Consider the following 26,039-nt stretch of genomic DNA (forward strand, 5'->3'; position numbering starts at 1 on the left):
TCTGCTTTACGAATGAAAAACCGCTGATCACCACCGCTTCGGGGAGCCCCATGGACGCCGTCGACCGCCGACTGCTGGCCGAACTGCAGGCCGACGCCAGGCTCTCGTACAACGAACTGTCCCGCCGGGTGAGCCTGTCCGCACCCGCGGTGGCCGAACGGGTCCGCCGGCTGGAGGCGGACGGGGTGATCAGCGGCTACCACGCCCATGTCGACCCCACCCGGGCCGGGCTGCCGATCACCGCGCTGGTGCAGGTCCAGTGCTACGGCCCGCGCTGCGTGCTGCGCGACCCCGAGGTGGCGACCTGGCCGGAGGTGCTGCAGCTGCACCGGGTCACCGGCGGGGCCTGCTGCGTGCTGCTGGTCGCGGTCGCCACCATGGCCGAGTTCGAGGCGCTCTGCGACCGGCTCGGCGGGTACGGCCCGCCGGCCAGCTCGATGATCCTCTCCAGCCCGGTGCCCTGGCGGCCGCTGCTGCCGTCCTAGTGAGCGGACCGGCAGACGGTCGAGCTGCACCCCCCGGGGCCGGTCCGCTGGCCTTGACGTGGACGTCAGGGGGTAGCTTCCTCGGCATGCCGAACGAGCGCCACATCCTGCTGCTGCCCGGGAGCCTGCGGGCCGGTTCCGCCAACGAGGCCGTGCTGCGCACCGCCGCCGCCGTGGCCGGATCCCTGCCGGGGTTGCGGACCACCTACTACTCCGGGCTGGCCGGGCTGCCGCACTTCGATCCGGACCTCGACACCGATCCGCTGCCCGGGCTGGTGGCCGGACTGCGGGCGGCGATCGAGGCGGCCGACGCGCTGCTGGTCTGCACCCCCGAGTACGCCGGGACGCTGCCCGGTTCGTTCAAGAACCTGCTGGACTGGACGGTCGGCGGGATCGAGATCTCGGACAAGCCCGCCGGCTGGATCAACTGCGCCGCCCCGAACCGCGGCCACGGCGCCGAGGCGACCCTGCGCACCGTCCTCGGCTACACCGGCGCGGCCGTGCTGGACGGGGCCTGCGTCCAGATCCCGCTGGAACGCGGCGCGGTCGGCCCGGACGGGCTGGTCGCCGACCCGCTGGTGCGCGGGCGGATCGGCGAGGTGCTGACCCGCCTGGCGGCCGGCTGACGGTCCCGGTGCGCCGATGCCGGGGGCGCACCGCCGGAAGGCCTCAGTGCGCCGCCGTCAGCGGCACCCCGATCCCGGCCAGGCCCTCCAGGAAGAGCTCCACGCCGACCGCCGCCAGCAGCAGCCCGAGCAGCCGGGACAGCACCTCCAGCGAGGTGCTGTGGGTGCGCCGCATCAGCGGTGCGAGCACGGCCACGCAGACGTAGTTGAGCACCGCCACGCCCACGTACGCGCCGGCCACGGCGGCCTTCCAGCCCCAGTCGTTCCGGTTCAGCGAGGCGACCAGCACGGCGGTGATCGCGAGCGGGCTGGCGATGTACGGCAGCAGCAGTTCGCGGATGCCGTCCGCCAGCGGGTTGGTCAGGTGCTCGTCCTCGTCGCCGTCCCCGCCGAGGTGCACGCCGAAGACCAGGGCGACCGCGTAGACGAAGAAGATCGCCCCGCCTGCGAGCTGCAGCGACTGGTCGCTGATGTGGAACAGGGTGGTGAGCTCGTCCGCGCCGAAGCCGAGCACCAGGCCGATCACCGCCGAGATGACTGTGCTGAACGCGGCGAGTCTGCGCAGCTCCCGGTTGCTGCGGGTGCCGGCCAGCCGGGCGAAGGACAGCATGGTCTTCGGCGGGCCGACCACGGCGAAGAAGGTGATGAAGGCGCTGCCGAGGTTGAAGACGAACATGCGTCCAGCATGACCGTGACGCCCGGCGCGCCCCGCCCGCCACGCCATGCCCCGCGCTCGGGCGTGGCGGGAATCTCCCCGTTCGCGGTTCATCCCCCCGTTCATTCCCCGCGGCGGGCGGATTCGCCCGGATGGCGGTCCCGGCTCGAACGGGTGGGCGCTCTCGGGTGCCATGGAGGTGGCTGCGACCGCTTCCGGCGGCACGGCCGGCGGTACGACCACTCCTTGGCGGAAACGAGGATGCGACATGTGCCTGAACCGTAAGGACCTGGGCCTGCTGGCCCTGCGCAGTGCGGTCGGCGGGGTGCTGATCGCGCACGGCACCCAGAAGCTGTTCGGCTGGTTCGGTGGCGCCGGCCTGGAGGGCACCACCCAGGCGATGGACCACATGGGCTTCCACCCGGCCCGGCAGAGCGCCATCGCGGCGGGCCTCGGCGAGGCGGGCGGCGGGGCGCTGCTGGTGGCCGGGCTGGCCACCCCGGCGGCCGGCGCGGTGGTGGCCGGGACGATGGCCGGGGCGGTCGCGGTGCACGCCCCGGCGGGCTTCTTCGTGACCGGCGGCGGCTACGAGTACCCCGCGTTCCTCGGCGCGATCGGCCTGGCCACCGGCCTGGCCGGCCCCGGGCGGTACTCGCTGGACCACGCCACCGGGCACGTCTTCGACCGGCCGTGGGTCGGCCTGGCGGCCTTCGTGGCGAGCGCGGCCTCGGCGTACGGGGTGGTGGCGCGCCGCCGCCACCTGGTGCGGCTGCGCGAGGAGCGGGCGGCGGTGGAGGCGGACGAGCAGGAGGGCTCGGGGCTCTCCTAGCCCTCGGTGACTTCACCCGGAGGCAGCACCCCTGCTGGCGGGGGTGGCGGGCGGCTCGGAGGGTGGGCGGAGAGGTGTGCCGGGCAGCCCGGCGCCCCGAAGGAACGAGGAACCCCCATGGACCGTACGGACCTCCGGCCGCCCGCCCGGGCCGTCTCCGGGCAGCGGGCGAACCGCCCGATCAGCCGTCACCACCGTTGGGCCGCAGGCGTGTTGGCCGCCGCCGTGCTCGGTTCGGCGGTGCTGGCGGGCTGTTCCTCCGGCAAGAGCGCGAGCAGCTCGGCCTCCTCGGCGGCCGGGGAGGCGCAGAAGCTGGCCAGTGCCGCCGCCTCCGCCGCGTCGGCGCTGGCCTCGGCGGCCGGCGGGATCGCCGGCGGGGTGGGCGGGGTGATCGCCTCGGCGGAGGCCGAGGCCTCGTCGGCGATCTCGGCGGCCTCCTCGGCGGTCGCCGGGATCAAGGGCGGGCTGGACGCCAAGGGGGACGTCTCGGCGGGGGCGGTGACGACCGGTTCGGACGGGAAGCCGGAGGTCCGGCTGACCGTCACCAACCACGGGCAGCAGTCGTACCGGTACGTGATCCAGGTGAACTTCACCGACGCCGGCGGCAAGCTGCTGGACGCGACCGCGGTGACCGTCGACGACGTGGCCCCGGGGCGGAGCTCCGAGGTCGTCGCGAACGCCAACCGGAGCCTCGGCGGCACGGTCAAGGTCGAGGTGGCCAACGCCGTCCGCTACTGAGGCGGATGACGAACCCGCTGGTCGGGCCCGGTGCGGACCGGGGACGGAACCTTAAGCGGGGCTCAAGGCCCAACAGCACCCCTTGACGGGCGAGTTGGTCTAGTCCATTTTTATTGCCCAGGTGCAGGGAGCCCCTGAACCGGCGTCACCGGCCTCGTACCGGGGGCGCCGGTTCGGCACATCCCGGTGTCCGTCATGGCCTGCCCGCTCTACTCCCCACCCCCTGATCTGTCATGTCCCGGTCGTCCGGCCCCACCCCGGACGCACGACCCCGCCGGGCGACGGAACCCCCACGACCAGGAGTCACGCACCCATGCTGCGTTCACGCATTGAAAGGGCCGGGACCCCGGCTCCGGACGGGCCCCGCCGGCGCCGCCCGAAGAGCCTGGCCGCGATCGCGGCCGGCACCACCGCCTCCCTGCTGCTCGGCGCGGGCCTCGCGCTGACCGGCGGCGGCGCGGCCAACGCCGCGACCACCAACTCCACCGGCGCGCCCGCCACCAGCGGCGGCCTCAAGGTCGCCTACTACGACCAGTGGTCGATCTACGCGAACGGGTACTACCCGAAGACGATCCAGGACACCGGCGTGGCCGGGAAGCTGGACTACCTGATCTACGACTTCGCCAACATCTCGCCGACCGACCTGGGCTGTTTCGAGGCGACCAAGGCCGCCGACACCAACGACAACAACCCCAACGCCGGTGACGGCGCGGCCGACGCGTTCGCGGACTACCAGAAGAGCTTCGGCTCGGACATCTCGGTGGACGGCGTCGGCGACGTCTGGAACCAGCCGATCGCGGGCAACTTCAACCAGCTGAAGAAGCTGAAGGCGAAGAACCCCAACCTCAAGATCCTGCTCTCGATCGGTGGTTGGACCTACTCCAAGTACTTCTCGTCGGCGGCCGCCACGGACGCCTCGCGCAAGCACCTGGTCTCGTCCTGCATCGACATGTTCATCAAGGGCAACCTCCCGTCCGACGCCGGCTACGGCGGCCCGGGCACCGGTGCGGGCATCTTCGACGGCATCGACATCGACTGGGAGTACCCGGGCGGCGGCGGCCACACCGGCAACATCTCCAGCCCGGCCGACAAGCAGAACTTCACCCTGCTGCTGCAGGAGTTCCGCAACCAGCTGGACGCCCAGGGCAAGGCCGACAACAAGACCTACGCCCTGTCGGCGGCGGTCGGCGCCGGCCAGGACAAGATCATGAACGTCGAGACCGACAAGATCGGTCAGTACCTGACGTTCATGGACGTCATGACCTATGACATGCACGGCGGTTGGGACCCCCAGGGTCCGACCAACCATCAGGCCCCGCTGTACTCCGGCCCGAACGACCCGTCGACCCCGGCCAAGCCGGGCAACGGCAAGTACTCGATCGACAACGCCATCAAGGCGTGGACGGTCGGCGACCCGCAGTACGGCATCCCCGGCGGCTTCCCGGCCAACAAGATCAACATGGGTGTGCCGTTCTACTACCGCGGCTGGACCGGCGTCCAGAACAACGGCAAGAACGGCCTCTTCCAGCCCGCCACCGCCCCGGCGACCGGCGCCGCGATGTCCGGCAACGTCGCGGGCATCCAGATGTACAAGGAGCTGGCCGGCTTCGTCGACAACCCCTCCAAGACCTTCTGGGACGACGACGCCAAGGCGACCTACTTCTACGACGGCAACACCTTCTGGAGCGGTGAGGACGCCCGGTCCATCCAGGCCAAGCTCGACTACGCGCACTGCAACGGGCTCGGCGGCTCCTTCGCCTTCTCGCTGTACGACCTGGGGACCAACACCAGCCTGTTCGACACGATGGTTAACGCCACCAACGGCTCCGCGGCCGGCTGCCCGGCCCCGCCGACCGGCACCCCGACCCAGACCCCGACCCAGACCCCGACCGGCACCCCCACCGGTACGCCCACGGGCACCCCGACCGGCACGCCCACCGGGACCCCGACCGGCACGCCGACCGGCACCCCGACCACGCCGGCCACCTGCGCCGCCGCCCCGAGCTGGGACCCGAACGCCACCTACGCGGCCGGCGGCACCAAGGTCTCCTGGAAGGGCCACTACTACACCAACAAGTGGTGGACCAAGGGCGACGACCCGAGCCAGAGCGGCCAGTGGGGCGTCTGGACCGACAACGGCCCCTGCTGAGCGACCGGGCACCACGTGAGCACCACCTGAGCACCACCTGAGCACCATCTGAGCCGAAACGAGTCCGGCCCGCCGGGGGAGCACCCCCGGCGGGCCGGACTCACGCGTTCCGGCGGGCCGGCGTCACGTCGCCAGGTCGGCGGTGCGCCCGAGCGCGTCCGGCTGGCTCTCCTCGATCCGCCGCAGCATCCGGGCCAGCAGCGCGGAGAGCGCGGTGCGCTCCTCGCCCACCACGTCCTGCAGCAGCTCCTCCTCGAACACCGCCGCCATCCGCATCGACTCCAGCCACTTGTCGCGGCCGTTCTCGGTCAGCTCGATGATCACCCGGACCCGGTTGGTCTCGTCCCGCTCCCGGGTGACCAGGTCCTCGGCCACCATCCGGTCGATCCGGTGGGTCATCGCGGCCGGGGTGAGCCCCAGCCGCTTGGCCAGCTCGCCCGGTCCCAGTCGGTACGGGCTGCCGCTCACCACGAGCGCCTTGAGCACCTCCCACTCGGCGGAGGTGATTCCGAGCACGGTCAGCTGCCGGTCGTACGCCACGCCCATCCGCCGGGAGACCCGGTTGAGGGTCTGCACGATCGTCTCCACCTGGGGGTCGACGGTGGGGAACTCCCGCTGGTAGAGGGCCACTTGCTCGGCGATGCCGAACTCCAGGGGGGTGGCCGGCGGGAGCTTCTCGGCAGCCGGCGACGGCTTGTCCGTAGTCATGCGGACCAGTGTCGCACGGTCGTGCACTCCTTAAGCCTTTGACTCCGCAGTCTTCCGGTGCTAAGACTTTATCTCGTCACACTTTAGGTCTGAAATCTTCCGGCCTTAAGAGTTACCAGTCGAAACCAGGAAGGGATGTGCACGGTGACCGGCACGGTGAAGCAGCAGAGGCAGCAAGGACGTGGGGCGGGCGGCCCGCTGCGCCGCGTCCAGATCGGCAACGCGCTCAGCGCGTTCGGCAGCGGGTTCACGATGCCGTACATGTTCGTGTACGTGGACCAGGTGCGCGGGCTGGGTTCGCTGGCGGCCGGGATGGTCTTCACCGTCTTCGCGCTGGCGGCGCTCGCCGTCCTCCCGTTCACCGGGCGCGGCATCGACCGGTACGGTCCCCGTCCGGTGCTGCTGGTGGGCGCCGCGCTCGCCGCGAGTGGCGCGTTCGCCTTCGGCCACGCCACCGGCACCCCGGCCCTGCTGGTCTCCTCCTTCCTGTTCGGTGCGGGTGTCACCACCTGCCAGCCGGCGCTCGCCACGATGATCGTCCGCTGCTCCACGGCGGCGACCCGCTCGCACGCCTTCGCGCTGCAGTTCACCCTGGTCAACCTGGGCATGGGCATCGGCGCGCTGGTCGGCGGGCAGATCGTGAACGTCGCCGACCCGGCCAGCCTGACCCGGCTGTTCACCATCGAGGCGATCACCTTCCTCGGCCTGGCCCTGGTCACCGGCAGCGCCCGGATACCCAAGGCCCAGCTGACCGCCGTCCAGGGGAAGAGCGACGGCCCGACCGGCCTGCGCGCCCTGCTCGCCGACAAGGCGATGGTGCGCCTGAGCATCCTCGCCGGGCTGATCTTCTTCACCTGCTACGGCCAGTTCGAGTCCGGTGTCGCGGCCTTCGCCACCGACACCGTCGGCACCGCGCCGTCCACCCTGGGCTTCGCGATCGGCGCCAACGCGGTGACCATCGTGGTGCTGCAGATGTTCATGGTGCGGATCACGGCCCGCCGCCGCCGCACCACCGCGATGGCCGCGGCCGCCGTGGTCTGGCTCGGCGCCTGGGCGATGGCCCTGGTGGCCGGCCTGATCCGGACCGAGGCCATGGCCGCCACGGTCGCCATCGTCTCGATCTACGCCCTGTTCGGCGTCGGCGAGTCGCTGCTCGCGCCCACCATGGGCCCGATGGTCGCGGAGCTCGCCCCGGCCCGACTCCTCGGCACCTACAACGCCGGGTACGCCCTGGTGAAGCAGATCGCGATCGCGGTCGGCCCGGCCGTCGGCGTGCTGCTGGTCGGCTCCGGCACCTGGCCGCTCTACCTCGCGGCCATGGCGGGCTCGACGCTGCTGATCGTCGTGCTGGCGCTGCGGCTGCGCCCGTACCTCACGGCGGAGCAGGACAACGCGGCCCCGGCCGTGGTCCACACCCCGGCCCCGGTCCGGGAGCTGCAGACCGCCGCCTGACGCACCGGTCCGCAGCCGTTGCGGACGGCCGTTCGACGGGCGCCGACCAGGTCACCTGGTCGGCGCCCGTCGCGCTTGGCTTCCCGGGCACCGCCACATAGTGTCAGTGGCTGTTGACCGCCCGGCCCCGGCCCGGGCAGCAGACCCGGGCCCGGCGCAGCACCCGCGGGCCCCGCAGACAGGCGATCGGCGAGGCTATGACGCAAGCGGCGCTCACGCATCCTTCGGCGGCCCAGGCCACCGCCGACCCGGACCCGGCACCGGCCCCGCGCGGGCTGCTGCGCTGGGCCGCCGACCGCTCCGGCTGGCTCGGCCCGATCGGCGTCGCCCTCTTCGCCGGCCTGCTGCGGTTCTGGAACCTCGGCAACCCCAACGCCTTCGTCTTCGACGAGACGTACTACCCCAAGGACGCCTGGTCCCTGCTCCAGCAGGGCTACGAGGGCACCTGGCCCGACCACGCCAACGCGGACATCCTGGCCGTCCCGCAGTCCGTCCCGCTCAGCTCCGCGCCCGAGTTCATCGCCCACCCGCCACTCGGCAAATGGGTGATGGCGGTCGGTGAGCAGCTGTTCGGCCTGCACCCCTTCGGCTGGCGGTTCATGACCGCGCTGCTCGGCACCCTCGCCGTGCTGATGCTGGCCCGGATCGGCCGCCGGCTGTTCGGCTCCACCCTGGTCGGCTGCACCGCCGCCCTGCTGATGTCCGTCGACGGCCTCCAGCTGGTGATGAGCCGGGTCGGCCTGCTCGACGGCATCCAGATGTTCTTCGTGCTGGCCTCCTTCGGCGCCCTGCTGATCGACCGCGACCACGCCCGCGCCCGGCTGGCCGCGGCCGCCGGGGCCGGCGTCGACGGCGACACCGTGCGGCTGGGCCTGCGCCCCTGGCGGATCGCCGCCGGGGTGCTGATCGGCGCCGCGGGCGCGGTCAAGTGGAACGGCGCCCCGATCCTCGCCGCCTTCGGCATCCTGACCGTGCTCTGGGACCAGTCCGGCCGCCGCGGCGCCGGCGCCCGGCACCCCTGGCGGTCCATGCTGCGCCGGGACGCCGTGCCCGCCTTCCTCGCCATGGTCGGCTCCGCCGTGGTGGTGTACGTCGGGGCCTGGAGCGGCTGGCTGGCCAACGGCGCGAACAGCGGCGGCGGCTACGACCGGCACTGGGCGGACGGCCGCGCCGGGCTCTCCCCGGACCACGCCTTCGGCATCCCGCTGCCGCAGGTCTCGATGAGCTGGGTGCCCGCGCCGCTGCGCAGCCTGTGGCACTACCACTCGCAGATGTACGACTTCAACACCGGTCTGAGCACCCCGCACACCTACCAGTCCAACCCCTACGCCTGGCTGGTCGACGGCCGCCCGGTGTCGATGTACTGGGAGCAGGTCCCGGCCGGGACGCACGGCTGCACCTCCTCCGGCGGCTGCGCCTCGCAGATCCTCGGCCTGGGCACCCCGTTCCTGTGGTGGGCGGCCTGCTTCGCGCTGGTCTACCTGCTGTGGCGCTGGTTCTTCCGCCGCGACTGGCGCTCGGGCGCCGTGCTCTGCGCGGTGGCCGGGATCTACCTGCCCTGGTTCCAGTACCAGGAGCGGACGATCTTCTCCTTCTACATGGTCGTGCTGGTGCCGTTCCTCTGCCTGGCCGTCGCCCAGATGCTCGGGGCGATCCTCGGCCCGGCCGGCTGCAGTCCGGTCCGCCGCCGCTACGGGGCGGTCGGGGCGGGGCTGATCGTGCTGGCCGTCGTCGGCTGCTTCGCCTTCTTCTACCCGCTGTACACGGCGGAGGTGATCCCGATGTCGTCCTGGCAGGACCGGATGTGGTTCACCAGCTGGATCTGATGCCGCTCGCGGCCGCCGGCGGCGGGCAGCTGCTGCCGGTCACCCCGATGCTCGGGGTGGTCACCGCGGTGCTGCTGCTGGCCGCCGTGGCGGTGGCCGGGTGGGGTCGGCTCGGCCACGGGCGGGCGGTGGCCCGGGCCGGGCTGCGGGCCGTCGTCCAGCTGGCGGCCGTCGCCGCGGTGATCAGCTGGGTGGTCGCCTCGCTCTGGTGGTCGGTGCTGTTCGTGCTGCTGATGTTCTCGGTGGCGGTGCGCACCGCCGGGCGGCGGATGACCCCGGGCCCCGGCTGGGTCTGGGCGGCGGCCCCGATCGGCGTCGGGGTGCTGCCGGTGCTCCTGCTGCTGCTGGGCGTCGGACTGCTGCCGCCCAAGGGCCTGTCGGTGATCCCGGTCGCCGGCATCCTGATCGGTGGCGCGCTCTCCGCCACCTCGCTGGCGGGCCGGCGCGCCCTGGACGAACTGCGGCAGCGGCGCGGCGAGGTGGAGGCGGCGCTCGCGCTCGGTTTCGAGGGGCGGGAGGCGCGGCTGGAGATCTGCCGGACGGCGGCCGCGACCTCGCTCGTCCCGGCGCTGGACCAGACCCGTACGGTCGGCCTGGTCACCCTGCCCGGCGCCTTCGTCGGGATGCTGCTGGGCGGGGCCTCGCCGGTGCAGGCGGGCGCGGTGCAGCTGTTCGTGCTGATCGGACTGCTGGCGGTGGAGTCGGTGGCGGTCGTGGTGGTGTTGGAGCTGGTCACCCGGGGGCTGGTGACGGCCGGACCGGTCGACGGCGTCGGGTAGGCTGGAACGCGTTGAAGGGGAGTAGCCCTCCACCGGACCGTCGACATACTGGCCCCATGGGGCCCGGCGCCCGGGGCACCGCTCGGAGAGCGGTTGCCGGCGAGACCTTCGGCCGCAGTGCTGTGACCATTGACCAGTGCTGTCGGGCCGAAGCGTCCCCTGACGGACCTGCGGAGGCCGGACAGCCGACCGAGGGGTTCCTCCGATGAGTGTGACCGTTGCCGCGTTGACGTTCGGCATCATCTTCCTGGCCGAGCTGCCGGACAAGACCGCGCTGGCCAGTCTGGTGCTCGGCACCAAGTACCGGGCGAGCTACGTCTTCGCGGGGGTCGCCGCCGCCATGCTGGTCCAGGTGGTGCTGGCCCTGGTCGCCGGTCAGCTGCTCTCGCTGCTGCCGCACCGCTGGGTGGAGGGCGTCACCGGTGCGCTGTTCCTGGTCGGCGCGGCGATGCTGCTGTTCCACGGTGACGAGGACGAGGAGGGGCACGCCGCCAAGGAGCCGTCCTCGAACCGCTTCTGGAAGGTGGCCGGGACCAGCTTCCTGGTGGTCGCGGTCGCCGAGTTCGGCGACCTGACCCAGATCATGACCGCCAACCTGGCCGCCAAGTACGCCGATCCGCTGGCCGTCGGCCTGGGCTCCTGGCTGGCGCTGTGCGCGGTCGGCGGGATCGCCATCGTGGGCGGGCAGAAGCTGCTCAAGCACGTGCCGATGAAGCTGATCGTCCGGGTGGCGGCGGCGATCATGGTGGTGCTGGCCGGGATCAGCATCTTCGGGGCGATCACCGGCTGACGGAGGTCAGCAGGTGTTGCGCTTGTCCAGGGCGGCGCGGGTGTTGGGACCGTACACGCCCTTCTTGTCGCCCTGGACCCCCTGGATCCGCTGGAAGTAACTGATGTAGCTCGCGGTGTCGCTGTCGTAGTCGCCGGTCACCGGTACGTCCATCCAGCACAGCGCGACGGCGAGCTTGGTCTGCATCGTCGAGACATCCGGTCCTGACATCCCCATCTGGAGCACCCGTGCCGTCGGAGTCTGAGTCGGCGTCGGGGTGGGGGTCGGGGTCGGCGTGGGGGTGGGGGTCGGGGAAGGCGTCGTCGCCGTGGGGGTGGGGGTCGGCGTGGGCGTGGGCGTCGGAGGGGCCGTGCGGGTCGGGCTCGGCTTGCGGGTGGGCGTCGGGGTCGGGCTCGGCGCCTCCGTGGTCGGGGCCGGGTCGGTGGGCGCCGGGGCGGCCAGGGTCGGCGGGTCCACCGGGGCGGGCGCGAGCGTGGTGGTGGGCGCCGGCTCGGCCCGGCGGGTCGGCTCGGCGGAGGGCGTCACCGCGTAGGCGAGGCCCACGGTGAGCGCCACCAGGGCGGCGCCGACGCCCGCGATCAGTCCCTTGTGCCGGGCGAACGGGCTGCGCTCGGCCTGTTCGGCGGCCCGGCGCGCGGCGCGGCCGGTGGGGGCGTCGTCGGGTTCGGGCGCCCCGTTGCCGAACGGGAAGTAGCCGAGGTCGCCCGCACCGCCGGGCGGGGTGGCCGGGCCGGGCGGGACCGGCGGCAGCACGGTGGTGGCGGTGCTGCCGTACGCGTCCGGTGCGGGGCCGGGCACGGGCGGCAGGACGGTCGTCGCGTAGGCGTCCGCGTCCGGCCCGAGCGGGGGCGTGCCCGGTCCGCCCTGGGGGGCCGGCCGCCCCGGCGGGACCGGCGGCAGCACGGTGGTGGCGAACGGGTCGGTGGCGAACGGGTCGGTGGTCAGCGGCGGCTCGTCCGCGACCTGGCCGGACGCCTGCGGCACGTACGGGCGGACCAGCGGCGGGCCCTCCAGGTGCGGGAGGACGGCGGTCTCGTCCAGGCTCCGGTCGAGGAGGCAGCCGCACCCGGTGGCGCGTGCGGCGCCGCACGTCGGGCAGTGCTGGTCCGGCATCGGCCGGTCCTCCTCGGTTCTCGGTTCTCGGTCGGTCGCTGGGCTCCGGGCCGGTCCCGGGCGCACGATCGCGCCTGATTATGCAGGACGTCCCGGAGGGGGGACAGGGGCGTCCGTCCCCCGGCGGGGGTGTTGTGCGGGTTGGTGGTGGTTGGCCCCCGGGGAAACCGCCGGTCGGGGCCGGGCGGGCCCGGCGCTTACGTTCGGCTCAACCGGGCGGTGCATAACGGGACATATCTGCCAGCATGGGGAACTGGGAGTGATCATCCGCCCCAGCCCCGCGACCCTACGGAGAGGCCATGCCGCCGGTGGAGACGCCATGACGGACCCGCTCGCCGCGTCCGACCGCGGCCCGGCGCCCGCGCCCGGCCCGCCGGAGGCCACCGTCCCCAACCTGTGGGTGCCGATCGGCGCCCTGCTGCTGGCGATGCTGCTGGCCGCCCTCGACCAGACCATCGTCTCCACCGCGCTGCCCACCATCGTCAGCGACCTCGGCGGCCTGGACCACCTCTCCTGGGTGGTCACCGCCTACCTGCTGGCCTCCACCGCCGCCACCCCGCTGTGGGGCAAGCTCGGCGACATGTACGGCCGGAAGCGGTTCTTCCAGGCCTCCATCGTGATCTTCCTGATCGGCTCGGTGCTCTGCGGACTCGCCCAGGACATGGGCGAGTTGATCGCCTTCCGGGCGCTCCAGGGCCTCGGTGGCGGCGGGCTGATGGTGCTCTCCCAGGCGATCGTCGGCGACCTCGTCGCACCCCGGGACCGCGGCAAGTACCAGGGCGTCTTCGGCGCCGTCTTCGGCGTCACCAGCGTGCTCGGACCGCTGCTCGGCGGCCTGTTCGTCGACAACCTCAGCTGGCGCTGGGTGTTCTACGTCAACCTGCCGATCGGCGTGGTCGCCCTGGTGGTGATCGCCGCCGTGCTGCACAGCACGGAGGTCCGGCGCGAGCACCGGATCGACTACCTGGGCACCGCGCTGATCGCCGCCGTCGCCACCTGCCTGGTCCTGATGACCTCGCTCGGCGGCACCACCTGGGCCTGGAGCTCCTGGCAGGTCGTCGGCCTGGGCGTGCTCGGGCTGCTGCTGCTGGTCGCCTTCGTCGAGGTGGAGCGGACGGCCGTCGAACCCGTCCTGCCGCTGCGGCTGTTCCGCTCCCGGACCTTCAGCCTGGTCGCGGTGATCTCCTTCGTGGTCGGCTTCGCGATGTTCGGCGCGCTCACCTACCTGCCGACCTTCCTCCAGGTCGTCCAGCAGGTCTCGCCCACCATGTCCGGGATCCACATGCTGCCGATGGTGCTCGGCATGCTGCTCACCTCGATCGGCTCCGGCCAGATCGTCGCCCGCACCGGTCACTACCGGATCTTCCCGATCGCCGGGACGGCCGTCACCACGGTCGGGCTGCTGCTGCTCTCCCGGCTGGACGAGCACAGCAGCACCGGCGAGATGAGCCTCTACTTCCTGGTCTTCGGCCTCGGGCTGGGCCTGGTGATGCAGGTGCTGGTGCTGATCGTGCAGAACTCGGTCGGCTACCAGGACCTCGGCGTGGCCACCGCCGGTGCCACCTTCTTCCGCTCCATCGGCGCCTCCTTCGGCGTCTCGATCTTCGGCACGATCTTCGCCGGCGGCCTGCGCTCCCGGCTCGCCGACGCCCTGGCCGGGCATCCGCTGCCACCGGGCCTCCAGGTGGAGGCGATCACCGCCGACCCCCGGCTGATCACCCGGCTGCCGGCCGCCGTCCAGGCCGGGGTGCACCACGCGTACGCCGAGTCGATCACCCGGGTGTTCCTGTACGCGGTGCCCGTCGCGCTGCTCGCCTTCGTGCTGTCGCTGTTCCTGCGGGAACAGAAGCTGCGCTCCACGGTCACCGCGCCCGACCTGAGCGAGTCCATCGGGATCAACCCGGTCGAGCGGTCCTCGCTGGACGAGATCGCCCGCGCGCTGTCCGTGCTGAGCAGTCGGGAGGCCCGGCGCGACCTCTTCCGGCGGATCACCGCCACCGCCGGGCTCGACCTGCTGCCCGCCTCCAGCTGGCTGCTGCTGCAGATGCACCACCACGGCTCGGTGGAGCCGGCCGAACTCGCCGAACGGCGGATCGTCCCGATCGCGGTGGTCGAGGAGGCCGTCCGGGAGGTCGAGGGCCGGGGCCTCGCCGCCCGCACCGGCGGCCTGCCGCTGCGGCTCACCGAACCGGGGCAGCAGGCGGCGCTGCGGCTGGTCGCCGCCCGGCGCACCCAGCTGGCGGAACTGCTGGGGGACTGGGACGACGAGCAGTACGAGGACCTCGCCGAGCTCCTCACCCGGCTCAGCTCCGCGCTCTGCGCCGACCGGCGCGACCGCCCGGACCCGCCGCTCCGCCCGCAGCCGCCGTACCGGGGGGAGGGGCGGTCGTTCTAAGGCGTGTCCTGCCGGTGCGGTGTCGGCTCGGCACCGGTTCAGGGGGCGCCGAACCACCGCGGGGTGTCGAGCCGCCGTCGTCGCCTCCGCCTCCCCGTCGCACGCCTACAACCCCGACGCCCGCACCCCCGAGGGCGCCTGCGGCCTCGCCCCGCGCGACGCCGACCGCCTGCTCCCGGCCCCGGCTCACCCGGCGTGTGAGGTGTAGCAGACTGCTCGTGAGCAACCGAGCCGACGGCCGTACGGGCCCCGGCGGATCAGTGAGGAGCGGCATGTCCGTCGTCAAGATCAATGAATGTGTCAAGCCGCTCACATAAACTGCTCATCGGCCACCGCGAGGCGGGCGGCCGGACGACGGAGCCCCGCCCATGCGCCGCTGTGGGAGACGCAAGGACGGGGCGGATCGTGGTTACGCGGGTGCGGACTGCCCGCCGCTGTGCCCGTCGCCGGGCCGGTGCTTCCGTGGCCGGTAGGGACGGCCTTTCGGCGTGTACCGGTACGGGTCCGGCTGGTCCGGGTGGCGGGTCATCCACCGGCCGCACCGGAAACAGAAGCCCTCTCCCACTTCCGGGTCAAACGCGATGGGCTGATCACACAGCGGGCAGTCCACGGGTCTCCTACGCGCTCAGGTCGAACTCCCCGCTCTTGACGGCGCTGGTGAACTCCACCCACGCCTCGCGGGTCATGGTGACCACCTCACCGGGCCGCTCGCTGTCGCGCAAGGCGACGACGCCGGGCACGTTGAGGGCCACCTCGGGGCACGCCTTGCGCACGGTGTTCTGGCAGGCCGCCATGGCGACGAACTCGAAGTCGGGACGCTCGGTCATCTGCCGTTCCCTTCACTGAGCCGGCGCGAGGAACTTCCGCGCGCCGTGGTGCACTTGCAGGCCCGTCCCGGCCGGATTCCCAGACAGCCGGGACGGGGGTCTAGGAGGCCGTCTCCGGGCGGTCCGGGGTCCGGCGGTCGTCGTCCGCCTTCGGGGTCCTCTCGCACCGGTTGTGGGTCGGCAGGAAGCGCGGACGGTCGTTGACCTTGCGTACCTCGTGCCGGAGGCGCCGGAGCGTCAGCGATTCCGCGACGGGTTCGAGCGGCGGGGTGTCGTCGCCCTGGCCGTCGTCGTCGTAGGGCACGGGCCCGCCGAGGAAGTGAGTCCAACTCGGTCGAAGGAACCCGGGGTCACTCCCCATCGGGCACCGCCATGCATTCGCGGTCAGCGATGTGCTGCTCCCGCCACTTGGCGATCTTTCGCCGGATCGTCGGGTGTTCGAAGTGGTCGGCGTCGAGCGCATCGAAGTACAGGCAGGACGGGCACTCGTCGGCGTCCGGCACGGGCGTCTCCGGCGTTCGCAGCGAGATCTCATACAGAGACACGGGCCACCGCCTTGCACGCGGGCTGATGCTGCGCCCGAAGCGCTTGAAGCTGCCGGATGACGGCGGGACGGCGAAGGATGCGGTATCGCTTCGTCAGCTCCGCCCGCATGATCCGGCGGAACGCGTGGCACACGGCGCAGTCAGGCTGCGTCACGGGGCGCCTCCCAGTTCAGCGGCGCGTATTTGAACGGCTCCGACGGCTTGTTCGCAGCCTCGGCCCGGCTCTGCCGGTAGTCGGCACGGCAAGCGGCGACCAGGGCCGCGCTGGCGCGCTTGCTGGGGGGCCGGATGCGTCGATCGGCTTCGCGTCCGGCGGCCGTGCGCTCTCTCTCAGCCGTCATCGCCGTTGGCCCTCCACATGCTGAATGCCCGTCACGTCCGGAGGACGGTACGGGCACCCATGTGTTGCAACGGGGACAAACTGTCCCCCTACCTAAACGATCTACGCGGCGACTCCGATTGACTCGGCCAGCGCGACCGCCGACGCCTTCAGAGGCCCCACGGCCGTGCGTTCGATCGACGCTGCCAGGCTCCGTGCCCCCGGTACGTAACGAACGCCTTCGGGGGTGACCGACACGGCTTCGCCAAGGTAGTGAACGGCAGCCGCCATCTCCTTGCGCTGGTGGTAGCCGTACGCGATGTCCAGCAGCAGGCGCGAGCGCCGTTCGAGGGACGGCACGGATGCGGGGTCGATGCTCTCGGCGCGGGCAAGCGCTTCCCCCGGCCGTTGCAGTCCCACGCCGATCGATACGGCGTGAACATCCACGTTCGACATGCCGAAGGCACTCTGAGCGTGCCAGTAGCCAGCGGGAAGCTTTCGGGCGGTCCGCTCCGCCTCTGCGAGGAAGCGCTCAGCGGGCCCGGAAACGCCGTCGAGCCCATGGGAGCAAGCGGCTTGCAGGTTCAACTGCCCATAAGCGGCGATGACTTCAGGGGAACTGTCCTCAAGCATCGGGCGTACCACGGTCATGCCCAGTTTGGCGGTCCGAACGGCCTCGTCCACGAACCCGGCCGCACGCTGGCCGATGCTCACGGTCCAAGCGCCGAGAGCCAGGGACACCGGATCGTCGGCGTTCTCCGATGCGTCGCGCGCGCGGTCCAGGGCCAGCCAGTACAGCTCCGGCTCGGAGATGTGCGCGAGCATCCGTTGCACGAGCCGATAGAGGTCAGCAAGCGCGGAATACGCCCGCCGCTTGTCGGCACCCTCATGAACGCGGACCGATGCGTGAGCGTCCCGCAGGAGGTCAGGCAGGAGCGCGCCCACCTCGGTGCGCTGGTGGGCGGAGGTGTGCCACAGCCGCCAAGCCTGCTCCACAAGGCCCTTGAGGATGTCTGGGGGTGTCACGACACCCGGGACTGGCTGAAAGCTCACAGAGTGCATCACGGCCCGGATCTTGGGCACGGAGACGTGGCTCACCTTGCCGGTGCTGGTGGTTGGGATGCTGATCTCAGTACCGGTGAGGACCGACACGTCATCGACGTGAAGAACCTGGGCAAGCCTGATCAGCATGCCGACACCACGGATCGGCCGTTCGTTGCTCTCGATCTTCTTCAGCCAGTCGGACGACCGCCCGACAAGGCCGGCGACCACGGGCCGGGTCATTCCCCGACGCTCCCGCAAGATGCGGATTCGTTCGCCGGTCGTCAGCTCTGCGGGTAGCTCTGTCATATGGGGTCTCCCGAGACACGCGCCTAGTTGAACCAGCGTACGCCCGGCTGTGCACCCCGGATAGGAGTTCCGTGCCGATCAGGGCCTTGCGGCCGTAAGGGAACGCCCTGGCCGTTGAGGGGACCAGGCAGGACGCCGGGGTATTGCGTTCTGCCAGGGGTTCCACGATCTACTGAGAGCCCAAGCCCTGTCTTCATGTAGTCCGGTCGCTCACGGACCCACTTGCGAGTCTTCCGACTCCCTTAAGAGGCGTCTTTCTCGGGCCCCTTCAATGCCAACGCATCTAGATCACAGTCGAGTTGGAAGGATATGGCTCGGAAACGGCATCACACCCAGGGTGCGCCGCTGAAGCTGGAACCGGGATCGCCAGCGGGCACACGCCGTGAACTTCCACAGTGCCCACCCCCGGATACCGGAGACAGCGAAAGCCGCCCACCCACAGTGGGGCAGACGACTTCTCGCGACGGGCGCAGCGGCTACGACTCGGCGCCCTCCAGGTGGCGGTACAACGTCGCCCGGCTGATCCCGAGCGTCTTCGCGATGCTGCTCACGCTTTCCCCCTTGGCGCGACGGGCGCGGGCAATGGTCAGCTTGTCCTCGCTGATCACGGACGGTCGCCCACCTGTCCGCCCCTGGGCCTTGGCCGCTTCCAGCCCGGCGCGGGTCCGGTCCTTGATCAACGAACGCTCGAACTCCGCCATCGCGCCGACCACATGAAGCATGAGCCGCCCGTCCGGGGTGTTCGGGTCGATGCTCGCCAGGGCCCCCGTGAGGACCTTGAAGCCGATTCCGCGCGCCGACAGCGCGTCCACCATGGTCACGAGATCGATCAGCGAGCGGGCGAAGCGGTCCAACTTCCAGACACACAGGGTGTCGCCGGGGCGAAGGTAGTCCAGGACGGCCGAGAGCTCCGGGCGGTCGGTGTTCTTCCCGCTGGCCTTGTCGGTGAAGATCCGGGCGCAGCCCGCTTCGGTCAGCGCGTCGTGCTGGAGCTGCGCCTCCTGGTCTTCGGTGGAGACTCGGGCGTAGCCGATCAGGTGGCCGGTGGTCTTGGTCGTCGTCATGCCCAAAGCGTCTCAGAACTCGTCTCATAATGCCAGGGGTTTCGGGATGGTTATGAGACGGGTTTTGAACACCGGAACGGCACCACGTCGCCTCATCGGCGGACCGTCTCACAAGCCATCGTTTCTGAGACGCTCCCCGAAGGTGACTCAACGTCACGGATGCCCCCGGGGCCCAGTCTCGCGGCGAGGTGTACGGGCGCGGGGTCGGATCCTCGCAGCCGGACGCCCAGAGATTTGACCTGCCCCCGCATCCCCAGTCGAGGATGCGCGTAAGGGGCTGCGGATCGGGTCCCCGCACAAACACTCTGAGTAGCCATGCGAGGGTTTTTCCTCCCTGCCGGTCAAGGTTGGGAGGGGAGGGGGTCACCCCCCTGGGTAAAACCGCAGGTCAGAGGCCTGCAATGGGCTTGGCTCGCTCAGCAGCCCATCCGCCCGATTGGTGGACGGCGCTCTCCCTGTTGTGACACTGCGTGCACAACGGCCTTAGCCTGTGCCACGCGTCCGGGTCTTCGACACCTCGGGCGAGCAGCGAGCGGCGCGACTCCGGGTGGTGGTCGGCGACCACGGCAGCCCGTCCGCACAGCAGGCACCAGGGGTGCGCGTAGATGTAGGCACGCCGGACCCGAGCCCAACAGCGGGAGTCGTAGCCGCGCTCTGCCGCACTACCTCGCTGTTGCTCCGCCTCGCGCTGATGCTGCGGGCAGCGACCACCACGGGCAGTCAGCTCCGGGCACCCGGGTGCCGAGCATGGGGGCGGGGTCTTCGGGGCATGGGGGCACCTCCTCCCCAAGTGTGAATTTCACAAGTTTCACGCTCTCGGGCATGGCGCCATCCGGTGCTGGCGCATTGGGATGGAGTCATGGTGAACAAGCAGACCGGCAAGCCCGCGCCCGCTTTCGAACTCCGTTGGGGTGGACTGCACTTGACGATCCAACGCGTCCCTGTATGGCTCATCACCGCAGCCACGGCGGGCGGCAGTACCCTCGTTGCTCTGCTGAGCCGGCGGTGACCCTAGCTGCCGGGGTGCGGCACACATCCAGGGACAGCCACACCCGGGTAGTATCGACCACGTCTGAGGAGGAGGTGACATGGAAGACGGAAGCTGGCTGGCCAAGTTCAAGGCACTCCCACCCAACGCCACCTTGGAACAGCAAGTAGCCCTTGTCCTTGATGGGTGCCCCGAAGTGCCCGACGCCGTACGCCAATCCATCGCCGAGGGCCTTGCGTCGCCGGTGGCCGCAGACGCGATCTGGCGTTTTGAGCGCCTCAACCCGAACCTAGCGGCAGCCCATCGCGCCTACTACAGCACCCAGGACGCCGTGCGCGATGCGGCCGAAGAGCTGCGCCAGGCTGACACGTCGGACGCTCGCCGTGTAGCCGTAGAGGGCTTTTTGCTCGCCATGTCGGAGCTGATCCTTTACCTGGTGGGGTTTCTTGCGCTGGTGCTGATGGCGCTGCTGTCCCGGCTGCTCGGTCGAGCTGGTGCCGACCACGTCCCGACGTGGCGGCCCGAACCGATCGAAGAGTCACCACAGATAACGCCCCGTGGTCCGAACTCTGCCTTCCCCGTGTGTACTTACCGGGGCGGGCTTCGTGGCAGCGCGCTGGGGAGCGTCGTAGTAGCTGCCTAGACGACCCGCCGACCACTTCCGGTCGGAAGGCTCGTAGTCATGTTCAATCTCCCGGCATCGGCCCCGTGGTGGGCTGCCGTAGTTGTGGTGCTGGTCGGACTCCTCATCATCGGGTTCAACCGGTTCATGCGTCATTTCTGGCCGCAGAACTCTGCCGATCGGAAGGCGGTACTGCTGGAAAGGCAGCGCGAGAAGACCCGCCGCCGCAAGGAAGCGGAGAAGCAGAGGGCCCTTCGGGAGGCCCGGCGGACGCAACAACGGGACGCCGCCCGGCAGCCTGCTCCTCCATCCTGAGCAACCGCCACTCATCCAGCGAACTCCCTCGCGGTCTTCCCTCGGTGGCACTCACGGCACAACGCTTGAACGTTGCTGTCCGTGTCCTCGCCGCCGAGGGCGAGCGGCTGCCGGTGGTCGACGTCGACCAGCCCGGCGGGGAACTCGCCACCGCACAGTCCGCACACGGCAAACCTGTTCCGATCAATCAGCCGGCGAAGCCGCTCCGCACCGCTGTAGCGGCGCGAGACCAGCCGTTGAAGCCGTCTCCGGGCTCGGACTGCCGGGCGGGCTTCGTAGGCCCTGTGGTGTGCCTTGCAGCGTCCCCGGTGAGTCGGGGGTGCGAGGCAGTCGATACAGCGCACGGTGCCCCTTTCTACGTTGGCGGTGCCGCACTTCGCGTAGATGCTCTACGACAAGGTGGGTTCTGGTGGCAGGCAAAACCGCGTCACCCTTGCCGCGGGTACCCCGAGCATGTCGCCGTTGGTGCCGTTCCCTGTCGTCCTGGTGGTCCTCGCCGGCTCGGCCGGTCTAGGTTTGGTCCGGGACTGGATGTCTCCTTCGGCCAGCGCCCGACGGCGTTCTCATCGGCGGGGTGCGCGGTGCTCCCGGTCTCACTACTAGGGGGCCAGCGGTGCCCCGGGTGGTGACGGGTGACGGTAAGTGACGGGAATCTGCTTTCTTCTATGACGCACGTCTATAGAGAGAAAGGGATTCCAGCACCACTTCCGTCACTCCCGCCACCCTCTCTGTCGGGCTGTCCGGGAACGCAACGGCCCCCGTCCGCCGTGGTGGCAGTCGGGGGCCAGGTGGTGCGCTTCTACGCGGCCGGGCAGGGCGGGCAGTCCGCACCCGCGTGCCTCTATCCCGCGCGACCCCGGAACCCGTACAGAACCTCACATGCCATACGCCAGTGGGCCTCACGGTTACGCGCTCGGGGTGACTCCCCACCCCTCAGCCGGCGAGCGCAACTCCGCGCCACCCGTCGTAGCCGCCAAGCTTCCGGCGAGCGCCGAACCGCTTGTCCATCGCAGTGAACAACACCGACTTGCCTGCACGAGCACCCAGCGAGCGAGCCAAGGCAGGCTCATCCATGCTGAACGCCTCCCATACCGCTGACGTCCGCACATGCTCAGTGCGGGGCGCAGCGCCAAGAGCGGCAACCCAATCGGCCGGATCGCGCATCGGAGCCCGAAACGGGTCGAACTGTGAAGCCAGGGAGAGGAGTTGGGTCGCGCGGGTGTCTGACGCCGACAGCATCTCCTCGCCGATCGTCGCCATGTGTTGCGACAGCGCCGGGTGGGTGGGAAGCCGGTCCACCTCCGGGGCGAACGCAAGCATCCGGGCAAGTTCATCCGCGACCTGGTGCAGTTCCTCCTGCTTCTCCGGATCGGCGGTCTGGTTCGCGACAGCCCGCGCATCGAACATGCGCCCCCGCAAATCCTGCTGACGCCTCCGCTCATCCGGCACGGCGTGCATCACCTTCGCAGCAGCCGTCAGCCACTCGCCCATGCCCCGTCGAATCAGCGGAATGTCACGCCGTTCACCGGCGGGTGTCTCCCACTGCGTGCCGCTCCACAAGAACGGCACCACGGGCGTCCCCTCCCGGCCCGCCAGTTCGGCGGCAGCCTCCCATGCCCGACGGGCCGAAGCATTCTCCAAGTACATCCCCACGAATCAGACCCCTTTGAAAGTGTGCACGTCACTTCACCCCCGCTGTCGTGCCAGAAGTGAGCCAAAAGTGGATCACGAACGACTGACAGTGGACGAAAAGTGACCCCACGGTCGAACGAAGCAGCACGTCAAAGCCTGTATAGGTGAAGAGAGGGGGGTGAATCAATTAAATATAGGAAGAGGCGGGGAAAGTGGCTTTGCGGCGTCACCCGTCACCCGCTGGCGTCTCAATCGGCCAGTCATGAGGTGACCCAAGGTGACCAGGCTTCCCCTGATTGCCTCTCTGGAGGTGCCTCGCCACTGACTCAATCTCCCAGGTCACAGGCGATATAGGTGACTAGAGAGAACGAACTTACCTACTCGCTGTACTGCAAAACCGGATCGCGCTTTGAACCGTCATCCGTCATCCCGGCGCGCATCATCAGAACCGGACTTCCAGCGAACCTGTCGACTGAGCCCGAAGCGACTGTGGAGCCCCCAGGGGCACGGAGAAGCCCCGCCCGACCAAAGGGGTCAGACGGGGCTGGTTGGGGCCCAAGAAGGATGCCGGAGCCCCTCCGGTATTAGTCGGTGGGCGGTTTCTCGGCCCACTTGATGACTACCCGGTCCTGGGTGTTCGCGTTTCGGCCCCGGCCTATCGCCTTGGCGATCCGGACCGAGTCCACGAACAGCGACAGGAACTCCCGCCTCCTCTCCAGGGTCATGCCCGCCCAGGTCGAGCCTTCGCCGAGTGGGCTGATACCGGGCTCCGTCCACTCGGTCGGGATCGTGACGGTCCGGTTGCCTGCCAATCGCAACTCTTCCACCCGGGCGGATACGCGCTGCTCGTGCGCCGTGAGTCGGGCGACCGATTCGGTGAATATCTGCTTGCCGGTCTCGCCGACGTAAAGACCGTCCTGGCGATCCTGGTACAGCGTGCGAAGGGCCTCGCGCACATGAACCAACTCGGCTTCTGATGCGGCCTGTTCGGCTTCGAGAGCCGGGTCCTGTTGCTGGTGGGCGAAGCGTCGAGCAGCTTCCACCAGCCACTCTAGGTCGTCCTCGTCCGCCGGGTCCATGGCCGTCAGGCGCGCCCACACACAGCCGGCTACCTCGTTGTCCGCAGCCGTTGCGTCGATGACCAAGCCGCCGTGCCCGGGGACCACACCGGCGGGGCGGTTGCACTTGTAGTAGGGCTTGGGGTTCTCGTCGCCGCCCCGGTTGTCCGCCACCATGACCGAGCCGCAGACATCGCAGAACAGCATCCCGTGGCCAGCGAGCAGCGTTGGGACGCGACGGCCGGAGCGGGCGACGACCTTCGTGCGGCCGTCCAGGATCTCTTGAAGGGTCCACCACTCCACGGCCGTGATGATGCCTTCGTGTGACACCACGGGCGCGCCGTCGTCTCCACGCAGAACGGTCCGCTTGCCCTGTGTTCCGGGGACCACGTTGCCGTCCTCGTCCTTGGTGCGAGGCTTCCGGCCTTCCCAGACCATGGCGTACCCGGCAAGTCGGGGATCACGGAGGATGCGCAGAACGGTGGAGGACGTCCAGCCGGGGCCACTGACGCTCTTGGACAAGCTGTTCGCGCGGCGTGCTTCAAAGCGCTTGGTGCCCTTGTCGCCCAGCGCGGTCACCTTGGTCGGCGCCTTCGACTCGGTGAGCTGGCGCGCTATGTTTCCGGCGGACATGCCGTCTGCGGCCCAGCGGACCATGTCGCGCACGTGCGGGGCTTCGACCGCATCGGGGACCAGCCGCATCACGGACAGCTCGCCACGTTGCTCCCGGACCGTCCGGAAGCCGTACGGAGGGATGCCGGAGACGTGGCTCCCGGCTGCGCGTAGCGTCTCCTTGGTCGCCGTGACGTAGGCGGACTTGAGGTCGGATTCCTGCTGAGCCAGTGCGGCGATCAGACCGAAGATGGCGACGCCCATCGGCGTGGAGGTGTCGAGGTAGGGCTCTTCGACCGAGACCAGGCGCACGCCGTACCGGGCCAGCTCCTCGTTGATCTTCATGGCCTCCAAGGCGCCCTGCCTGGTGAGGCGGGAGAGGGAGAACACGACCACGGCGTCAACCTGACCGGCGCGGACGGCCGCCATCATCTCCTCGAACCCGGGCCGGGTGACGTTGGGGTCCCAGCCCGACTTGCCGACGTCCTCGAAGTGGCCGTTGTTCTCCCAGCCCTTCGCGACGATCAGGGCTTCGGTCTTCGTCCGTTGGGCAGCCGGGGACGCCTGAGAGTCGTCCTCACGCTTCTTTGACTGTCGTATGTAGGAGACTGCTCGCACGTGGTCAAGGTTAAGTGCCCAGGTAGCGGGCCTAGTGATGAGAGGTGTCATGTGAGTAGCGTCGTCAAGATCAACGTACTGACGGTGCCCGCCGAGCAGCGTGAGGTGCTGGAGCAGCGCTTCGCCTCGCGGGCCGGCGCGGTGGAGAACTCCGACGGCTTCGAGTGGTTCGAGCTGCTGCGCCCGGTCGAGGGGACCGATCAGTACCTGGTCTACACCCGGTGGCGCAGCGAGGAGGACTTCAAGGCCTGGATGGAGGGCCCGATGAAGGCGGCCCACCAGAACGGCGGCGAGGCGCCGAAGCGGCCGGCCGCCTCCGGGTCCACCCTGTGGTCCTTCGAGGTCGTCCAGTCGGCGGGTCCGAAGGCCTGACGGCCGGTCGGCACACGGCAGTTCAGGGCGGTTCAGGCGGGTTCGAGGCGGGCGGCGTGTTCCGGGGTTCCGGGGCGCGCCGTTCGTCGTGCGGGGTGAACGGGGCTGCGGGGGCGGTGAGTTCAGGCCGCGGTGGGGTGGAGGGCCTCGGGGAGGCCGGGGGTGGTGGCGCGGCCGGTGCGCCAGACCAGGCGGAGTCGGAGCGGTGGGGGGTCGAGCGGGAGGCGGACCAGGGCGCCGGAGGCGAGGGAGTCCTGGACGGCGAAGCCGGGGAGCAGGGCGATGCCCAGGCCCTGTTCGGCGCAGGCGCGGGTGACGGTGACGCCGCCGGTGCGGACGCGTTCGAGGGCGGTGCCGAGCAGGCGTTCGCCGGCCAGTCGGAAGCAGCAGCCGGGGGCGTCCACCAGGAGGCGCTGGCCGCGCAGGTCGGCGCGGCCGAGGGCGGTGGCGGTGCTGAGCGGGTGGGTGGGGGCGGCGACCAGGGCGAGCGGGACGGGTTCGAGGTCGAGGTGGTCGAGTGGGGCGGGCGGCAGGGCGAAGCCGAGGTCGCCGAGCGGGCCGGCGGTGTCGAGGACGAGTGCGGCCTCCAGGGCCCCGGCCGCGACGCGGTCGAGCAGCCCGTCCCGGACGGTGTCGGTGTGCAGGGCGACGTCGAGCTCGGGCCGGCGTTCGGCGAGTCGGGCCAGCACGGCCGGGACGTGGGTCGCCGCTATGGTGTCCAGCGCGCCGAGGCGGATCCGGGCGCGGCCGGCGACCACCTCGCGGCGGGCCTGCTCGGCCTGGTCGAGCAGTCTGCGGGACCAGGGCAGCAGCCGTTCGCCGGCCGTGGTGAGGGTCATGCCGCGCGGGGCCCGGCCGAACAGCTCGACGTCCAGGCTGAGTTCGAGGGTGCGGAGCTGCTCGGAGACCGAGGAGGGGGCGAGACCGAGGGCCACGGCCGCGGCGGTGACGGTGCGGTGGGTGACCACGGCTTCGAAGACCCGCAACTGACGAAGTTCCACTGGTTTCTCCGGTTCCCCCGAACGCCCGCGCGTGATCGGACGGCTCGCCTGTCGTTCGTGGTGCGGCTCGTGTTGTTGTGTCCGCGATGATGCGGGCGGTGTTGCGGGACAGCGTACGGCTGGGGCCGGGGGTTCCGGACGGTTCGTGGGGAACGGGCCGGGCGGCGAAGG

The 26,039-nt window shown here is 70.6% G+C and carries 25 protein-coding genes; 13 read left to right on the plus strand and 12 right to left on the minus strand.

From position 1 onward, the window contains the following. Window positions 1-50 precede the first annotated feature (50 nt). Window positions 51-485, plus strand: coding sequence for an Lrp/AsnC family transcriptional regulator (locus ABTZ03_RS03180; RefSeq protein WP_030288688.1), 435 nt, complete (start codon window positions 51-53; stop codon window positions 483-485). Between the two features lie 86 nt (window positions 486-571). Continuing rightward, window positions 572-1,111 carry an NADPH-dependent FMN reductase gene (locus tag ABTZ03_RS03185; RefSeq protein WP_350511118.1) on the plus strand — a complete coding sequence of 180 codons (540 nt, stop codon included), beginning with the start codon at window positions 572-574 and terminating at the stop codon, window positions 1,109-1,111. 43 nt (window positions 1,112-1,154) lie between these two features. On the opposite strand, the gene ABTZ03_RS03190 is transcribed toward ABTZ03_RS03185, so the two are convergent. Further along, a complete protein-coding gene (locus ABTZ03_RS03190; RefSeq protein WP_350511119.1) occupies window positions 1,155-1,787 on the minus strand; it encodes a MarC family protein in 633 nt (210 codons plus the stop codon). Window positions 1,788-2,034: 247 nt separating this feature from the next. Between ABTZ03_RS03190 and ABTZ03_RS03195 the strand changes: the two genes are divergently transcribed. The 3 genes from ABTZ03_RS03195 to ABTZ03_RS03205 all read left to right on the plus strand — a co-directional run bounded on the left by ABTZ03_RS03195 (window position 2,035) and on the right by ABTZ03_RS03205 (window position 5,482). Continuing rightward, window positions 2,035-2,595 (plus strand): DoxX family protein, encoded by a 561-nt coding sequence (locus ABTZ03_RS03195; protein WP_350511120.1) that lies wholly within the window; start codon window positions 2,035-2,037, stop codon window positions 2,593-2,595. Between the two features lie 117 nt (window positions 2,596-2,712). Continuing rightward, entirely contained in the window at window positions 2,713-3,333 is a 621-nt protein-coding gene (locus ABTZ03_RS03200) for an FxLYD domain-containing protein (protein WP_350511121.1), read from the plus strand. 313 nt (window positions 3,334-3,646) lie between these two features. Then, the gene (locus ABTZ03_RS03205) at window positions 3,647-5,482 is read left to right on the plus strand and encodes a glycosyl hydrolase family 18 protein (protein ID WP_350511122.1); all 1,836 of its coding nucleotides are present in this window, start codon (window positions 3,647-3,649) and stop codon (window positions 5,480-5,482) included. A 123-nt stretch (window positions 5,483-5,605) separates the two neighbouring features. Here the strand turns inward: ABTZ03_RS03205 and ABTZ03_RS03210 are convergent, their stop codons facing one another. Next, window positions 5,606-6,190, minus strand: coding sequence for a MarR family winged helix-turn-helix transcriptional regulator (locus ABTZ03_RS03210; protein WP_350511123.1), 585 nt, complete (start codon window positions 6,188-6,190; stop codon window positions 5,606-5,608). A gap of 144 nt (window positions 6,191-6,334) precedes the next feature. Here ABTZ03_RS03210 and ABTZ03_RS03215 point away from each other — a divergent pair, with 144 nt between their 5' ends. The 4 genes from ABTZ03_RS03215 (at window position 6,335) to ABTZ03_RS03230 (ending at window position 11,037) form a co-directional block, all read left to right on the plus strand. After that, window positions 6,335-7,642, plus strand: coding sequence for an MFS transporter (locus tag ABTZ03_RS03215; RefSeq protein ID WP_350511124.1), 1,308 nt, complete (start codon window positions 6,335-6,337; stop codon window positions 7,640-7,642). A gap of 197 nt (window positions 7,643-7,839) precedes the next feature. Further along, entirely contained in the window at window positions 7,840-9,468 is a 1,629-nt protein-coding gene (locus ABTZ03_RS03220) for a dolichyl-phosphate-mannose--protein mannosyltransferase (RefSeq protein WP_350511125.1), read from the plus strand. Continuing rightward, window positions 9,468-10,247, plus strand: coding sequence for an ABC transporter permease (locus tag ABTZ03_RS03225; RefSeq protein WP_350511210.1), 780 nt, complete (start codon window positions 9,468-9,470; stop codon window positions 10,245-10,247). The genes ABTZ03_RS03220 and ABTZ03_RS03225 overlap by 1 nt, the downstream gene beginning before the upstream one ends. Before the next feature lie 205 nt (window positions 10,248-10,452). After that, window positions 10,453-11,037, plus strand: coding sequence for a TMEM165/GDT1 family protein (locus ABTZ03_RS03230; protein WP_350511126.1), 585 nt, complete (start codon window positions 10,453-10,455; stop codon window positions 11,035-11,037). A 6-nt stretch (window positions 11,038-11,043) separates the two neighbouring features. Here the strand turns inward: ABTZ03_RS03230 and ABTZ03_RS03235 are convergent, their stop codons facing one another. Further along, window positions 11,044-12,150 carry a peptidoglycan-binding domain-containing protein gene (locus tag ABTZ03_RS03235; protein WP_350511127.1) on the minus strand — a complete coding sequence of 369 codons (1,107 nt, stop codon included), beginning with the start codon at window positions 12,148-12,150 and terminating at the stop codon, window positions 11,044-11,046. A 319-nt stretch (window positions 12,151-12,469) separates the two neighbouring features. Here ABTZ03_RS03235 and ABTZ03_RS03240 point away from each other — a divergent pair, with 319 nt between their 5' ends. Continuing rightward, entirely contained in the window at window positions 12,470-14,545 is a 2,076-nt protein-coding gene (locus ABTZ03_RS03240) for an MDR family MFS transporter (RefSeq protein WP_350511128.1), read from the plus strand. A 617-nt stretch (window positions 14,546-15,162) separates the two neighbouring features. On the opposite strand, the gene ABTZ03_RS03245 is transcribed toward ABTZ03_RS03240, so the two are convergent. The 5 genes from ABTZ03_RS03245 to ABTZ03_RS03265 all read right to left on the minus strand — a co-directional run bounded on the left by ABTZ03_RS03245 (window position 15,163) and on the right by ABTZ03_RS03265 (window position 18,650). Next, complete coding sequence (locus ABTZ03_RS03245) at window positions 15,163-15,372, minus strand: DUF397 domain-containing protein (RefSeq protein WP_350511129.1); 210 nt, start codon at window positions 15,370-15,372, stop codon at window positions 15,163-15,165. Window positions 15,373-15,472: 100 nt separating this feature from the next. After that, the gene (locus ABTZ03_RS03250; protein ID WP_350511130.1) at window positions 15,473-15,676 is read right to left on the minus strand and encodes a hypothetical protein; all 204 of its coding nucleotides are present in this window, start codon (window positions 15,674-15,676) and stop codon (window positions 15,473-15,475) included. Window positions 15,677-15,722: 46 nt separating this feature from the next. Beyond that, window positions 15,723-15,917 carry a hypothetical protein gene (locus ABTZ03_RS03255; RefSeq protein WP_350511131.1) on the minus strand — a complete coding sequence of 65 codons (195 nt, stop codon included), beginning with the start codon at window positions 15,915-15,917 and terminating at the stop codon, window positions 15,723-15,725. A gap of 442 nt (window positions 15,918-16,359) precedes the next feature. Then, window positions 16,360-17,586, minus strand: coding sequence for a helix-turn-helix domain-containing protein (locus tag ABTZ03_RS03260; protein ID WP_350511132.1), 1,227 nt, complete (start codon window positions 17,584-17,586; stop codon window positions 16,360-16,362). 476 nt (window positions 17,587-18,062) lie between these two features. Beyond that, window positions 18,063-18,650, minus strand: a complete 588-nt coding sequence (locus ABTZ03_RS03265; protein ID WP_350511133.1) for a recombinase family protein — start codon at window positions 18,648-18,650, stop codon at window positions 18,063-18,065. A 1,088-nt stretch (window positions 18,651-19,738) separates the two neighbouring features. Here ABTZ03_RS03265 and ABTZ03_RS03270 point away from each other — a divergent pair. Both ABTZ03_RS03270 and ABTZ03_RS03275 read left to right on the plus strand, forming a co-directional pair. Beyond that, window positions 19,739-20,281 carry a hypothetical protein gene (locus tag ABTZ03_RS03270; protein ID WP_350511134.1) on the plus strand — a complete coding sequence of 181 codons (543 nt, stop codon included), beginning with the start codon at window positions 19,739-19,741 and terminating at the stop codon, window positions 20,279-20,281. 39 nt (window positions 20,282-20,320) lie between these two features. Beyond that, window positions 20,321-20,575 carry a hypothetical protein gene (locus ABTZ03_RS03275; RefSeq protein ID WP_350511135.1) on the plus strand — a complete coding sequence of 85 codons (255 nt, stop codon included), beginning with the start codon at window positions 20,321-20,323 and terminating at the stop codon, window positions 20,573-20,575. Between the two features lie 11 nt (window positions 20,576-20,586). Here ABTZ03_RS03275 and ABTZ03_RS03280 read toward each other — a convergent pair whose 3' ends face one another. The 3 genes from ABTZ03_RS03280 to ABTZ03_RS03290 all read right to left on the minus strand — a co-directional run bounded on the left by ABTZ03_RS03280 (window position 20,587) and on the right by ABTZ03_RS03290 (window position 24,495). Further along, window positions 20,587-20,919: an HNH endonuclease gene (locus ABTZ03_RS03280; RefSeq protein WP_350511136.1), complete on the minus strand. Its 333-nt coding sequence runs from the start codon at window positions 20,917-20,919 to the stop codon at window positions 20,587-20,589. A gap of 589 nt (window positions 20,920-21,508) precedes the next feature. Next, the gene (locus ABTZ03_RS03285) at window positions 21,509-22,147 is read right to left on the minus strand and encodes a hypothetical protein (RefSeq protein ID WP_350511137.1); all 639 of its coding nucleotides are present in this window, start codon (window positions 22,145-22,147) and stop codon (window positions 21,509-21,511) included. A gap of 644 nt (window positions 22,148-22,791) precedes the next feature. After that, complete coding sequence (locus ABTZ03_RS03290; protein WP_350511138.1) at window positions 22,792-24,495, minus strand: recombinase family protein; 1,704 nt, start codon at window positions 24,493-24,495, stop codon at window positions 22,792-22,794. 51 nt (window positions 24,496-24,546) lie between these two features. Between ABTZ03_RS03290 and ABTZ03_RS03295 the strand changes: the two genes are divergently transcribed. Then, window positions 24,547-24,867, plus strand: a complete 321-nt coding sequence (locus ABTZ03_RS03295) for an antibiotic biosynthesis monooxygenase family protein (protein ID WP_350511139.1) — start codon at window positions 24,547-24,549, stop codon at window positions 24,865-24,867. 122 nt (window positions 24,868-24,989) lie between these two features. On the opposite strand, the gene ABTZ03_RS03300 is transcribed toward ABTZ03_RS03295, so the two are convergent. Beyond that, window positions 24,990-25,868 (minus strand): LysR family transcriptional regulator, encoded by an 879-nt coding sequence (locus tag ABTZ03_RS03300; protein ID WP_350511140.1) that lies wholly within the window; start codon window positions 25,866-25,868, stop codon window positions 24,990-24,992. Between the last annotated feature and the right edge of the window lie 171 nt (window positions 25,869-26,039).

Origin of the sequence: Kitasatospora sp. NPDC096077 (assembly GCF_040303245.1) — a bacterium.
Lineage (GTDB): Bacteria > Actinomycetota > Actinomycetes > Streptomycetales > Streptomycetaceae > Kitasatospora.

Excerpts from the sequence above, each read along its gene's own strand:
- ABTZ03_RS03195 (WP_350511120.1), top strand. The coding sequence starts at position 2,035 with ATGTGCCTGAACCGTAAGGACCTGGGCCTGCTGGCCCTGCGCAGTGCG.
- ABTZ03_RS03200 (WP_350511121.1), top strand. The coding sequence starts at position 2,713 with ATGGACCGTACGGACCTCCGGCCGCCCGCCCGGGCCGTCTCCGGGCAG.
- ABTZ03_RS03265 (WP_350511133.1), bottom strand. The coding sequence starts at position 18,650 with ATGACGACGACCAAGACCACCGGCCACCTGATCGGCTACGCCCGAGTC.
- ABTZ03_RS03180 (WP_030288688.1), top strand. The coding sequence starts at position 51 with ATGGACGCCGTCGACCGCCGACTGCTGGCCGAACTGCAGGCCGACGCC.
- ABTZ03_RS03270 (WP_350511134.1), top strand. The coding sequence starts at position 19,739 with ATGGAAGACGGAAGCTGGCTGGCCAAGTTCAAGGCACTCCCACCCAAC.
- ABTZ03_RS03210 (WP_350511123.1), bottom strand. The coding sequence starts at position 6,190 with ATGACTACGGACAAGCCGTCGCCGGCTGCCGAGAAGCTCCCGCCGGCC.
- ABTZ03_RS03240 (WP_350511128.1), top strand. The coding sequence starts at position 12,470 with ATGACGGACCCGCTCGCCGCGTCCGACCGCGGCCCGGCGCCCGCGCCC.
- ABTZ03_RS03185 (WP_350511118.1), top strand. The coding sequence starts at position 572 with ATGCCGAACGAGCGCCACATCCTGCTGCTGCCCGGGAGCCTGCGGGCC.
- ABTZ03_RS03275 (WP_350511135.1), top strand. The coding sequence starts at position 20,321 with ATGTTCAATCTCCCGGCATCGGCCCCGTGGTGGGCTGCCGTAGTTGTG.
- ABTZ03_RS03235 (WP_350511127.1), bottom strand. The coding sequence starts at position 12,150 with ATGCCGGACCAGCACTGCCCGACGTGCGGCGCCGCACGCGCCACCGGG.
- ABTZ03_RS03230 (WP_350511126.1), top strand. The coding sequence starts at position 10,453 with ATGAGTGTGACCGTTGCCGCGTTGACGTTCGGCATCATCTTCCTGGCC.
- ABTZ03_RS03260 (WP_350511132.1), bottom strand. The coding sequence starts at position 17,586 with ATGACAGAGCTACCCGCAGAGCTGACGACCGGCGAACGAATCCGCATC.
- ABTZ03_RS03245 (WP_350511129.1), bottom strand. The coding sequence starts at position 15,372 with ATGACCGAGCGTCCCGACTTCGAGTTCGTCGCCATGGCGGCCTGCCAG.
- ABTZ03_RS03220 (WP_350511125.1), top strand. The coding sequence starts at position 7,840 with ATGACGCAAGCGGCGCTCACGCATCCTTCGGCGGCCCAGGCCACCGCC.
- ABTZ03_RS03225 (WP_350511210.1), top strand. The coding sequence starts at position 9,468 with ATGCCGCTCGCGGCCGCCGGCGGCGGGCAGCTGCTGCCGGTCACCCCG.
- ABTZ03_RS03205 (WP_350511122.1), top strand. The coding sequence starts at position 3,647 with ATGCTGCGTTCACGCATTGAAAGGGCCGGGACCCCGGCTCCGGACGGG.
- ABTZ03_RS03190 (WP_350511119.1), bottom strand. The coding sequence starts at position 1,787 with ATGTTCGTCTTCAACCTCGGCAGCGCCTTCATCACCTTCTTCGCCGTG.